Source organism: Arthrobacter sp. 05T47, assembly GCF_056395825.1.
This window is the reverse complement of sequence record NZ_JBFTKG010000002.1, coordinates 85,798-98,655: the sequence shown is the minus strand read 5'-3', so window position 1 is coordinate 98,655 and position 12,858 is coordinate 85,798. Positions and strand designations below refer to the sequence as shown.

8 protein-coding genes are annotated in these 12,858 nt (G+C 68.5%); 6 read left to right on the top strand and 2 right to left on the bottom strand.

All coding sequences use genetic code 11. From position 1 onward, the window contains the following. Window positions 1-200: 200 nt before the first annotated feature. Entirely contained in the window at window positions 201-1,142 is a 942-nt protein-coding gene (locus tag AC1DEY_RS02495; RefSeq protein WP_476866636.1) for a M15 family metallopeptidase, read from the bottom strand. A 5-nt stretch (window positions 1,143-1,147) separates the two neighbouring features. Further along, a complete protein-coding gene (gene coaA / locus AC1DEY_RS02490) occupies window positions 1,148-2,113 on the bottom strand; it encodes a type I pantothenate kinase (protein WP_441407875.1) in 966 nt (321 codons plus the stop codon). A 180-nt stretch (window positions 2,114-2,293) separates the two neighbouring features. On the opposite strand from coaA, the gene glmS reads away from it, so the two are divergent. The 6 genes from glmS (at window position 2,294) to treZ (ending at window position 12,844) form a co-directional block, all read left to right on the top strand. Further along, window positions 2,294-4,186, top strand: a complete 1,893-nt coding sequence (gene glmS, locus AC1DEY_RS02485) for a glutamine--fructose-6-phosphate transaminase (isomerizing) (RefSeq protein ID WP_476866635.1) — start codon at window positions 2,294-2,296, stop codon at window positions 4,184-4,186. Between the two features lie 4 nt (window positions 4,187-4,190). Then, window positions 4,191-4,538 (top strand): holo-ACP synthase, encoded by a 348-nt coding sequence (locus AC1DEY_RS02480; RefSeq protein ID WP_011692749.1) that lies wholly within the window; start codon window positions 4,191-4,193, stop codon window positions 4,536-4,538. A gap of 68 nt (window positions 4,539-4,606) precedes the next feature. Then, the gene (locus AC1DEY_RS02475) at window positions 4,607-6,145 is read left to right on the top strand and encodes an NAD(P)H-hydrate epimerase (protein WP_476866634.1); all 1,539 of its coding nucleotides are present in this window, start codon (window positions 4,607-4,609) and stop codon (window positions 6,143-6,145) included. A gap of 91 nt (window positions 6,146-6,236) precedes the next feature. Further along, a complete protein-coding gene (gene glgX, locus AC1DEY_RS02470; protein WP_476866633.1) occupies window positions 6,237-8,705 on the top strand; it encodes a glycogen debranching protein GlgX in 2,469 nt (822 codons plus the stop codon). After that, on the top strand, window positions 8,702-11,026 hold the full coding sequence (gene treY / locus AC1DEY_RS02465; RefSeq protein ID WP_476866632.1) for a malto-oligosyltrehalose synthase: 2,325 nt from the start codon (window positions 8,702-8,704) through the stop codon (window positions 11,024-11,026). Before glgX ends, treY begins: the two co-directional genes overlap by 4 nt. 45 nt (window positions 11,027-11,071) lie before the next feature. Next, window positions 11,072-12,844 (top strand): malto-oligosyltrehalose trehalohydrolase, encoded by a 1,773-nt coding sequence (treZ, locus tag AC1DEY_RS02460; protein WP_476866631.1) that lies wholly within the window; start codon window positions 11,072-11,074, stop codon window positions 12,842-12,844. Window positions 12,845-12,858: the final 14 nt, after the last annotated feature.

The window sequence follows — 12,858 nt, the reverse complement described above, 5'->3', positions numbered from 1 at the left end:
CCCGAATCGTTAGCCTGCGGGTCCGTGGGCGCGTCGCAGTGGCCGGCGCCGCCGGGGTTCCCACGTTTCCCGGCGGCCGACGGCGTGTCGGCCGGTTGCGCCGGAGTGTCCCGGCGCCGTGGTGCCAAAGGTGGGAAAATCCGGCGCGGTCTTACGCCCAGGCAGACCTAGGACTCAGGCTTAGGACCTTGAGCCAGGCCCTACAAATACGCCGGCGCCGGCTCCAGGCCGAAGTACTCCTCCAGCGTGCCGATGCCGCGGGTGGACATGTCCATGGCCGCCTCGGTGCCGATGAAGCGCAGGTGCCAGGGCTCGTAGTAATACCCGGTGATTTCGTGCAGCATCCACGGGTAGCGGACCACGAAGCCGAAGCGGTGGGCGTTCGCCTTGGCCCAGATCGCCGCCGGCCGGTCCTTGAACTGTGGCGTGAAGCTGTCCGCCCCGCTGCCGTCGCCGATGTCGAAGGCCCACCCCGTCTGGTGCTCCGAATAGCCGGGCCGGGCGGAGGCAGTGTCGGCCTCGGCCCTGCCACGGGAGTTCACGTAACTGCCGTAGGTCGCCCGCTGGGTCGTGAAGGAACGGTATCCGCTGGCCAAGGTGATGATGACGCCGTCGGCGGCCGCCGCCGCGAACATCTTTTCCGCCGCGGCCGCCGTCGTGCTGTTCAGCAAGGCCGCCTCGCCGGAGGTGGCCAACCGGACGGCCGGCCGGACCAGATCCGGCGGCACAAACGTGGCGGGGGAGAGCGGGCGGTGCTTGTTGACGATCACCCAGGGGCTGGTGGGGTCCGAGAGTGAATGCTGCGGCCCCGGCGCTGCGGCTGAAGGCGGGCGTGCCGCTGCCGAAGGAGGGGGCGCCGCGGCCGACGGCGGGACGGCAGCCGCCGTCGTCGGGGTCGCCGACGGTGAGCCTGCCGGCGAGCTGGATGCCGCCGCGGCGGCTGGCGGCGTGGCACTGCCGATGCGCGGGGCCGGCGTCGGTCCCGGCGTGCCGGATGGCGTGTAGGGCTGGGCCGGTGTGCAGGCGGACAGCGCAGCCAGGCCGGTGCCCGCCAGCAGCAGGCGGCTGAAGGCCCGGCGGCTGGGCGAATCCGGGCCGGCCGCCGGCCGCCCCAACTCTCCGTCTCCGCCGTCGTAGCACATCTGTGCTAGACCTTCCTCAGCAGCATTCGCCGGATGGAGTGGTCCGCGTCCTTGGTCAGCACCAGCTGCGCGCGGCCCCGGGTCGGGAGGACGTTTTCCTCGAGGTTGGGCTCGTTGATGCGCTTCCAGATCTCACGCGCGGTCTGTTCGGCCTCGGTGTCGGAGAGGGTTGCGTACCGGTGAAAGTACGATTCCGGCTGGGCGAAGGCCGTGCTCCGCAGTTTGCGGAACCGGTCCACATACCACTCCTCGATGTACGAGGTCTTCGCGTCGACGTAAATGGAGAAGTCGAAGAAATCACTCAGGGCAAGGCCCTGCCGGCCGTCCTGCCGCGGCCTGGCCGGCGCCAGGACGTTCAGGCCCTCGACAATCAGCACGTCCGGCCGGCGTACCACCACTTCCCTCCCGGGGACGATGTCGTAGGTGACGTGGGAGTACCAGGGGGCGCGGACTTCCTCGGCGCCGCTCTTGATCTCGCTCACGAAGCGCAGCAGGGCCCGGCGGTCGTACGACTCCGGAAAGCCCTTGCGTTCCAGCAACTGCCGGCGCTTGAGTTCGGCGAGAGGGTAGAGGAATCCATCTGTGGTGATGAGCTCCACGTTGGGAGTGCCCGGCCAGCGCCGCAGCATCTCCCGCAGGACGCGGGCGATGGTGGACTTGCCGACGGCCACCGAGCCGGCCACGCCGATCACGAACGGAGTGCGCTGGGTGCTCTCGCCGAGGAAGGTGGTTGTGGCCGAATGCAGTTGCCCTGCGGCTTCCACATAAAGGTGCAGGAGCCGGGACAAGGGCAGGTAGACCTCGCGCACTTCCTTGATATCGAGGGGGTCCCCGAGGCCACGGAGACGGAACACGTCCTCTTCATTAAGGGGCTGCTCCATCTGGGCAGCGAGCCGGGACCAGGTCTGCCGATCCAGCTCCACGAACGGTGAGACACCTTCCCCGTTCGCTTCATTGCGTTGCAAAGTCACCCTAGAGATTCTGCCCTTCACGGCGCCGAGAGCGAAATGGACGGGCCGGTGGGAGCCCGAATGAGCCCACCGCAGGCCAGTGCCCTGGCCGGTCGCGGCTGCCCGCCGTGGCGTCCGCACTGGCGGCCGCTCGCCGCCATCCCACGTCCTCCCTCCGGGAAACCCGCTAGGCTTATGACCATGTGTGGAATCGTTGGATATGTGGGCCACTCAGATGGCCGGGTAAATGCTGGACACAATGCATTGGACGTTGTCCTAGAAGGATTGCGGCGCTTGGAGTACCGCGGCTATGACTCCGCGGGCATTGCAGTGGTTGCCGACGGCACCATTTCCTCCCGCAAGAAGTCGGGCAAACTGAGCAATCTGATCAACGAGCTGGACTCCAGCCCGCTGCCGGATTCCCTKACGGGCATCGGCCACACGCGCTGGGCGACGCACGGCGGCCCGACGGACCAGAACGCCCACCCGCACCTGGCCGACGACGGCAAGCTGGCCCTGATCCACAACGGCATCATCGAGAACTTCGCCGARCTCAAGCTGGAGCTCCTGCGCAAGGGYGTCACCTTCGCCTCCGAGACCGACACGGAGGTAGCCGCAGCCCTCCTGGGCGACATCTACCGCAACCAGCTCGGCGGTGACACGSTCAAYGGCGGCCTTACCCGGGCCATGCAGCTTGCCTGCCAGCGGCTCGAGGGCGCCTTCACGCTGCTCGCCGTCCATGYCGACCAGCCGGACGTGGTMGTCGCAGCCCGCCGCAACTCCCCGCTGGTCGTCGGCCTCGGCGAGGGCGAGAACTTCCTCGGCTCCGACGTCTCCGGCTTCATCGACTACACCCGGCGTGCCGTGGAACTCGGCCAGGACCAGATCGTCACGATCACYGCCGACGCCGTGGAGATCACGGACTTTTACGGYGCCCCCGCYGAGGGCAAGGAATACCACGTCAACTGGGACCCKGCCTCCGCCGAAAAGGGCGGCTTCCCGTCCTTCATGGAAAAGGAAATCCACGACCAGCCGGACGCCGTGCTGCAGACCYTGCTGGGCCGCTCCGACATCCACGGCAAGCTGACGCTGGATGAGCTCCGYGTCGATCCGGAGCTGCTCAAGAGCGTCGACAAGATCATCGTCCTGGCATGCGGCACCTCCGCCTATGCCGGCCAGGTTGCGAAGTACGCCATWGAGCACTGGTGCCGGATCCCCACCGAGGTCGAACTCTCACACGAATTCCGCTACCGGGATCCGATCGTGGACGAGAACACGCTGATTGTCTCCATCTCCCAGTCCGGCGAGACCATGGACACCCTCATGGCCGTCCGCTACGCCAAGGARCAGGGCGCCAAGACGGTCTCGATCTGCAACACCAACGGRTCCACCATCCCGCGCGAATCSGACGCCGTGCTSTACACGCACGCCGGACCCGAAATCGCCGTGGCCTCGACCAAGGCCTTCCTGGCCCAGATCACGGCCGCTTACCTGCTGGGCCTTTATTTGGCACAGCTGCGCGGCAACAAGTTCCAGGGCGAGATCAAGGACATCCTGGCCGACCTGGGCAAGATTCCCGCCAAGATCCAGCACATCCTCGACAACGAGGCCCAGATCAAGGAACTCGGCGTCTCCATGGCCGACGCCAAGTCCGTGCTGTTCCTGGGCCGCCATGTCGGATTCCCGGTGGCGATGGAAGGTGCGCTCAAGCTCAAGGAGCTCGCGTACATCCACGCCGAGGGCTTCGCCGCCGGCGAGCTCAAGCACGGCCCGATCGCCCTGATCGAGGAAGGCCAGCCCGTCTTCGTGGTGGTCCCCTCCCCGCGCGGCCGCGACTCGCTGCACTCCAAGGTGGTCTCCAACATCCAGGAAGTCCGCGCCCGCGGCGCCCGGACGATCGTGATCGCGGAAGAGGGCGACGARGCCGTGAAGGCGTAYGCCGAGCACGTCTTCTACATCCCGGAGACCCCCACGCTCCTGGCCCCGCTGCTCGCAACGGTTCCGCTGCAGATCTTCGCCCTCGCACTYGCCTCGGCCAAGGGTTACGACGTGGACCAGCCACGCAACCTGGCCAAGAGCGTGACCGTAGAATAACGCCATGATCGTTGGCATAGGCGTAGACGTCGTAGACATTGAACGGTTCGGCCGGCAGCTCGAGCGCACCCCCGGGCTGCGCGACAGGCTGTTCGTCCCCGCCGAACGGGAACTGAACACGCGCTCYCTTGCCGCGCGGTTCGCGGCGAAGGAAGCCGTGGCCAAGGTGCTCGGGGCGCCGGCGGGCATGAACTGGCAGGACTGCTGGATCGGGCTGGACCAAAACGGGCCCACCATCCAGGTCAAGGGCACCGTGCTGGCCGTAGCGGAGTCCAAGGGCGTCAAACGCTGGCACCTGTCGATGAGCCACGACGGCGGGATTGCCACTGCGACGGTTCTCGCCGAAGGCTGAGGCGGCCGTTCACGCAACACCGGCCCAAGCGCCAGGCATTCCCCAGCGACCGCGAATGGACTGAAACCATGATCAGCGCCTACACCGGAACCCAGGTACGAGACGCCGAGAAGCCATTTCTCGACGACACCYTGGGCTCCGGTGCGGGCGCTGTTCTCATGCAGCGGGCCGCGTACGGCCTCGCCAACGCCGTGATCAACAGCCTGCGCGGCCGCGGGCARCGGCTGTACGGCTCCAGCGTSGCSGTGCTGGCGGGCAAGGGCAACAACGGCGGAGACGGGCTGTTCGCCGCCGCGCTGCTGGCYGGCCGCGGCATGCGGACGACGGCGGTGCTCACYGCCGGCTCGGCCCACGACGCCGGGCTGGCCGCGTTCCGGAAGGCCGGCGGCCACGCCGTCGCCCTCGCCGCGGACAACGTGACCGAACTCGCCGCGCTGGCCGGCGGCGCCGACGTCGTGATCGAYGCAATCCTCGGGACCGGAGCCCARGGYGGGCTGCGGGGACCGKCCGCCGAGCTGRTCRMSGCCCTGRARCGCTCCCGGCCGGGCYCSCGTTCYCCCTTGGTGGTGGCCTGCGACATCCCCAGCGGCGTCGACGCGGATACGGGGGAGGCGCACGCACCGGTGCTGGCCGCTGACATGACTGTGACGTTTGGTGCCGCCAAGGCAGGCCTGCTGGCAGACCCCGGCGCCGACTTCGCGGGCACCATCCGTGTGGTTCCGATAGGAATCGAAGGAGCGCTGCCATGGCCGGCCCTGAGACGGCTTGAGGCCGGAGACCTTTCCGCACTGCTGCCGCGCCCGGAGCGGCGGGCGCACAAGTACTCCAGGGGGGTGCTTGGGGTGGTCGCAGGGTCCAGCGCATATCCCGGCGCCGCGGTGCTGGCCTGCGAGGGTGCCCTGGCGGCCGGCGTCGGTATGGTGCGTTACCTTGGGCCGCCGGACGTTGCCGATCTGGTCCGCCGGTCCTGTCCCGAGGTCGTGTGCAGCACCGGCACTGTGGCCGATACGCACGTTCAAGCCTGGCTCGTGGGCCCGGGAGTGGATGACTCCGATGAGCAGCAGTTGCAGCGCGCCCGCGACGCCGCAGACTCGGGCCTGCCGACGATCGCCGACGCCGGGGCACTGGCCGCCCTGCCTGATGTGCTGGCCCCGCAAGTGATCCTGACACCCCACGCCGGCGAACTGTCAGCGCTACTTCAGCGCCTCGGCGTCGCAGTGGACCGCTCCGCGGTTGAAGCGTCCACGCTCAGCGCGGTGCGGCGGGCTGCCGGTCTGACCGAAGCCACGGTGCTGCTCAAGGGAGCCACGACCCTCGTGGCCTCCCCGTATCAGGACTTCTACAGCCAGGCCGAGGGCACGCCCTGGATCGCCACGGCGGGCAGCGGCGACGTCCTGGCGGGAGTTATCGGTGCGCTGCTTGCGCAGCTGGGCGCCGACGTCGGGCGCTTCGGTGAACATGACATCGATCCCGACGCCAGGTGGGCGGCGATCGCGGCGATGGCAGCCAGCGTCCACGGCCGTGCCGGAGTCCGGGCCTCCCAAGGGGGACCGGTGACGGCAACGGCCATCGCCCGTGCGGTTCCGGAGGTGATGCGGGAGCTGTAATAAACGGGCGCCCTCAGTGCGCCCGAACAAATACTAACCCTACTTACAAGTAGTCTGTCTAGAGAATATTCGTCACGCACGAGGAGTACACATGGAAGTCTGGCCCGGAACGGCTTACCCGCTGGGAGCCACTTTTGACGGCACTGGCACCAACTTTGCCCTGTTCAGCGAACGCGCCGACCGCGTTGAACTGTGCCTCCTGGCTGACGACCTGTCCGAAACCAGGATCGAACTGACCGAGGTGGACGGCTATGTGTGGCACTGTTACCTGCCGCAGATCCAGCCCGGCCAGAAGTACGGCTACCGCGTCCACGGAGAGTACGAGCCGGACAACGGCAACCGGTTCAACGCCAACAAGCTGCTGATGGACCCGTATGCCAAGGCCATCCAGGGCCAAATCGACTGGGACCCCGCGCTCTTCTCCTATAACTTCGGCGATCCCACGTCCCGCAACGACACGGACTCGGCTGCGCACACCATGCACGGCGTTGTCATCAACCCGTTYTTTGAGTGGGACGGCGACCGCCAGCTGCGCATCCCGTACCACGAGTCCGTCATCTATGAAGCCCACGTCAAGGGCCTGACCGAGCTGCACCCGGARGTCCCGGAGGAGCAGCGCGGCACSTACGCSGGCGTCTCCCACCCCGCCGTGATCGAGCATCTCAAGAAGCTCGGGGTCACCGCGATCGAACTCATGCCCGTGCACCAGTTCGTCAACGACGGCACCCTCGTGGAGAAAGGCCTCAACAACTACTGGGGCTACAACACSATCGGMTTCTTCGCCCCGCAGAACACCTACAGCTCCTCCGGSGACGTYGGGCACCAGGTSCAGGAATTCAAGGCCATGGTCCGCGACCTGCACAAGGCCGGCATGGAAGTGATCCTGGACGTGGTCTACAACCACACGGCCGAGGGCAACCACCTGGGCCCCACCCTGTCCTTCAAGGGCATCGACAACGCCGCCTACTACCGGCTGGTGGATGATGACCTGAAGCATTACATGGACTACACCGGCACCGGCAACTCGCTAAACGTCCGGCACCCGCACTCSCTCCAGCTGCTGATGGATTCCCTGCGCTACTGGGTCACCGAAATGCACGTGGACGGGTTCCGCTTCGACCTCGCCTCCACCCTGGCCCGGGAGTTCTACGACGTCGACAAGCTCTCCACCTTCTTCGAACTGATCCAGCAGGAYCCGATCGTCTCCCAGGTCAAGCTGATCGCCGAGCCGTGGGACGTGGGTCCCGGCGGCTACCAGGTGGGCAACTTCCCGCCGCAGTGGACCGAGTGGAACGGCAAATACCGCGACACCGTCCGTGACTTCTGGCGCGGCGARCCRTCCACGCTCGGCGAATTCGCYTCSCGCCTGACCGGMTCGGCCGACCTCTAYGAGAGCTCCGCCCGGCGTCCGGTKGCGTCSATCAACTTCGTCACCGCCCACGACGGCTTCACCATGCGCGACCTCGTGTCCTACAACGAGAAGCACAACGACGCCAACGGYGAAGGCAACAACGACGGCGAATCGCACAACCGCTCCTGGAACTGTGGCGCRGAAGGCGAAACCGAGGACGACGCCGTGCTGACGYTGCGCGCCCGCCAGCAGCGCAACTTCATYGCCACCCTGCTGCTCTCGCAGGGCGTCCCGATGCTTCTGCACGGCGACGAGATGGGCCGCACCCAGCAGGGCAACAACAACACGTACTGCCAGGACTCCGAACTTAGCTGGGTGCACTGGGACGCCATGGACCAGCCACTCGTGGAGTTCACGGCGGTGGTCAACAAGATCCGCCGCGACCACCCCACCTTCCGGCGCAGCCGCTTCTTCGACGGCCGCCCGGTACGCCGCGGGGAGGGCGAGAAGCTGCCGGACATCGTCTGGCTCAACACCGACGGCAAGGAAATGCTGCCGGAGGACTGGGACAGCGGATTCGGCCGGACCATCGGCGTGTTCTACAACGGCCACGGCATCCAGGAACAGGATTCGCGCGGACGCCGTATCACCGACGACAGTTTCCTGCTGGCCTTCAACGCYCACGAYGACAACGTCGACTTCCTGCTCCCGGCCGAGGAATACACGCCGTTCTGGGACCTCCTCGTGGACACCGCCGACAAGGCGGACACCGGCCAGCCGCTCAAGGCCGGCAGCGTCCTGAAGCTGGCGGCRAAGTCCCTSGTGGTGYTGCGCGCCTACTCGGGCCCGGAGGTGGAGGTGGACTACTCCGCCGCCGCATCCCTGGCCGCSMGGGCCGAGGCTCCGGCGGAAGCGCCTCTGGCTGCGCAGGCTGAGCAAGTKGCCGAGGTTACCGAGGTTCCTGCCTCTGCWGMGTCRCCTGCGCAGGCCRCTCCTGCTGAGGCGGCGCCTGCTGAGGCGGCGCCTGCTGAGGCGGCGCCTGCAGAGCCTGAKACGGCCTCTGCACCTGAGCCCGAGCCTGCACCTGAGCCCGAGCCTGCACCYGAGCCSGCSCCTGAGCCGGCGAAGCGTGCCCCGGGCAAGCGTGCTCCGGCCGGGAACTCGAAGGGCGCCAAGAAGCCGCGGTCCAAAAAGGGCCCGGCCTCATGAGGWCGCCYGTCTCGACGTACCGGCTGCAGATCCGCCCCGGCTTCACGCTGCAGGACGCCGCGCAGACGGTGCCGTACCTGAAGTCGCTGGGCGTGGACTGGATCTACCTGTCGCCGATCCTCACGGCGGAGCGGGGTTCGGACCACGGCTATGACGTCACGGATCCCTCCTCCATCGATCCGGACCGGGGCGGCGCGGACGGGCTGCTGGCGGTCTCGACCGCCGCGCGGGAGGCCGGCMTGGGCGTRCTGRTCGACATCGTGCCCAACCATGTCGGCGTCGCGACACCGGYCCAGAACMCGTGGTGGTGGTCCCTCCTGAARGAGGGGCAGCAGTCCCGCTACGCGCAGGCGTTCGACGTCGACTGGGACTTTGGCGGCGGCCGCGTGCGRATCCCGGTGCTGGGGGCGGACTCGGACGTGGACGCACTCCAGATCACRGACGGGGAGCTGCGCTACTACGACCACCGCTTCCCGCTCGCCGAGGGCAGCTACACCGCGGGTGACGATCCGCGTGAGGTCCACGACCGGCAGCATTACGAGCTGGTCGGCTGGCGCCGGGCGGACACGGACCTGAACTACCGCCGGTTCTTCGCYGTCAACAGCCTGGCCGGGATCCGSGTGGAACTYCCCGAGGTCTTCGMTGAAKCCCACGCGGAGGTTGTGCGATGGTTCCGGGAAGGGCTCGTTGACGGGCTGCGGATCGACCACCCGGACGGCCTCGCCGATCCGGAGGGATACCTGCACCGGCTGCGCGAAGTYACGGGCGGCAGYTACCTGCTGATCGAGAAGATCCTGGAACCGGGCGAAACCCTGCCGGCCGGCTTCGAGTGCGAGGGCACCACCGGCTACGACGCCCTCGCGGACGTGGACCGGGTGTTCGTCGACGCCGCCGGCCAGGGACCGCTCGACGCGCTCGACGCCGAACTGCGCGGCGGCGCCGCCGACTACGAGGAGATGATCCGGGGCACCAAGCGAGGGATCACGGACGGGATCCTGCATTCGGAAATGCTCCGGCTGGCACGCCTGGTCCCGGCCGGAGCTGGGCTGGCCCAGGACGCCGCGGCGGACGCGTTGTCCGAGATCATCGCCGCGTTCCCGGTCTACCGCAGCTACCTGCCGGAAGGTGCGGACGTCCTCAAGGAGGCCTGCGAACTCGCTGTCCGCCGACGCCCCGAACTGGAAGACGCCGTCGGCGTGCTCCTTCCGCTTCTGCTGGATGCTGGTCCTGACGCCGGCGCGGAGCTGGGGATCCGCTTCCAGCAGACCTCCGGGATGGTCATGGCCAAGGGCGTGGAGGACACCGCGTTCTTCCGCTACACCCGCCTGGGTACCCTGACCGAGGTCGGGGCGGACCCCACGGAGTTTGCCGTGGCGCCGGAGGAATTCCACGCCCGGATGGCCCGCCGCCAGGCCGAGCTGCCGCTGTCCATGACGACCCTCAGCACCCACGACACCAAGCGCAGCGAGGACACCCGGGCCCGGATCTCGGTCCTCGCGGAACTCGCGCCCGAATGGCAGGCCTCCCTGCAGCGGCTGCAGAAACTGGCGCCCCTGCCGGACGGGCCGCTTGCCAACCTGCTGTGGCAGGCTATCGCGGGGGTCTGGCCCGCGGACCGCGACCGGGTGCAGTCCTACGCGCAAAAAGCCGCCCGGGAAGCCGGGAACTCGACCAACTGGTTCGATCCGGACGAGGCCTTCGAGGCGAAACTTGTGGACGCCGTCGACGCCGCCTTCGACACCCCGGAGGTGACGGCGGAGCTGGAATCCCTCGTGGCCCTGCTGGAGCCGTACGGAGCCGTCAACTCCCTCGGCGCCAAGCTCGTGCAGCTGACCATGCCCGGGGTGCCGGACGTGTACCAGGGCACCGAGTTCTGGGACCGCTCGCTGACCGATCCGGATAACCGGCGGCCGTTCGACTTCGGCGCCCGCCGGCGCGCCCTCGCCGCGCTCGACGCCGGCGAGCGTCCGGCGTCGTTCCTGGACGAGGCAGCGAAACTCCTCGTCACCTCGCGGGCCTTGCGCCTGCGGCGGGACCGGCCGGAGCTGTTCACCGGGTACACGCCGGTCACGGCCACGGGCGCCGCCGCCGCGCACCTGCTCGCCTTTGACCGCGGAACCACCGGCGCCCCGGGCGCGCTGACGCTCGCCACCCGGCTGCCGCGCGGCCTGGAGCAGCGCGGCGGCTGGCAGGACACGACCATCGAACTCGCCGCGGCCATGGCCGATGAACTGACCGGTTCCACGCACGGTCCGGGCACTGTAGCCGTGGGGGAGATCCTGCGGGACTACCCGGTGGCCCTCCTGGTGCCCACCGCGTAGAAGACGGCCTGGAAGCACGCACAGAACCACCGATAGGGGACGGACATGAACACGCCTGGACACGACAGCGCACGCTTTGATCTCTGGGCGCCGGAGGCGGGCACCGTCACCCTGCTCGCCGACGGCCAGGAATACCCCATGAGCCGGCGCAGCGGTGAGCACGGCGGCTGGTGGACCGCTGCCGGGGCGCCGGCGGCCGGGGACGTGGACTACGGCTACCTGGTGGACGGAGACCCCACGCCGCTGCCGGACCCCCGGTCCCGGCGCCAGCCCGCGGGCGTCCACGCGCTCTCCCGCACGTTCGACGCCGGTCACCACGAGTGGGCCGACGGCCAGTGGACGGGACGGGAACTGAAGGGCGCCGTCATCTACGAACTCCACGTGGGCACCTTCACCCCGGAGGGAACTCTGGACGCCGCGGCCGGGAAGCTGCAGTACCTGGCGGACCTCGGCATCGACTTCGTGGAGCTGCTGCCGGTCAACGGGTTCAACGGCACCCACAACTGGGGATACGACGGCGTCCTCTGGTACGCCGTGCACGAAGGCTACGGCGGGCCCGCCGCGTACCAGCGCTTCGTGGACGCGGCCCACGCCGCGGGCCTGGGTGTCATCCAGGACGTGGTCTACAACCACCTCGGCCCCAGCGGCAACTACCTTTCCCGGTTCGGGCCGTACCTGAAATCGGGGGAGGGCAACACCTGGGGCGACTCCGTGAACCTGGACGGCCCGGAATCGGACGAGGTCCGCCGCTACATCCTGGACAACGCCGCGATGTGGCTCCGGGACTACCACGTGGACGGGCTGCGGCTGGACGCCGTGCACGCCTTCAAGGACGAGCGTGCCGTGCACCTGCTGGAGGACTTCGGTGCCCTGGCGGACCACATCTTCGCCGAGACAGGACGCCCGGCCACCATGATCGCGGAATCGGACCTGAACAACCCGCGCCTGCTCTACCCGCGGGATGCCAACGGTTACGGGCTGGCCGGGCAGTGGAGCGATGACTTCCACCACGCCGTGCACGTCAACGTCAGCGGCGAGAGCACCGGCTACTACGCCGACTTCGACTCGCTGGCGGCGCTGGCCAAGGTCCTGCAGCGCGGATTCTTCCACGACGGCAGCTACTCCAGCTTCCGCGCCCGCCACCACGGCCGGCCCATCGACAGCGAGCTGGTCCACCCCGCCGCCCTGGTGGTGTGCAGCCAGAACCACGACCAGATCGGCAACCGTGCCACGGGGGACAGGCTGTCCCAGACCCTGGGCTACGGGCAGCTGGCGCTCGCCGCCGTCGCCACCCTGACCTCGCCGTTCACTCCCATGCTGTTCATGGGCGAGGAGTACGGCGCGACGACGCCGTGGCAGTTCTTCACCTCGCACCCGGAACCGGAGCTTGGCAAGGCCACGGCCGAGGGGCGGATCCGGGAGTTCGAACGGATGGGCTGGGACCCCGCCGTCGTTCCCGATCCGCAGGATCCGGAGACGTTCACCCGGTCCAAACTCAACTGGGCCGAGGCCGCCGACGGGGACCATGCCCGTCTGCTGGAGCTGTACCGGGCGCTGATCGCGCTGCGCCGCGCCACCCCGGACCTGACGGAACCCGGCCTCGGCGACACCGGGGTGGAGTTTAGCGAGGACGAGGGCTGGCTGGTGCTGCGGCGCGGCAAGGTCCAGGTGGCGATGAACTTCTCCGGCGTGCCGCGCCGCGTCGCCGTCCGCGGCACCGCCCTGCTGCTGGCCACGGACGACGCCTTGCGGCCGGAAGCCGTCGCTGCAGGCCACCTCGACCTCCCCGGCCACAGCGCCGCCATCGTTTCCGAATAAGTATTCGACTAAGG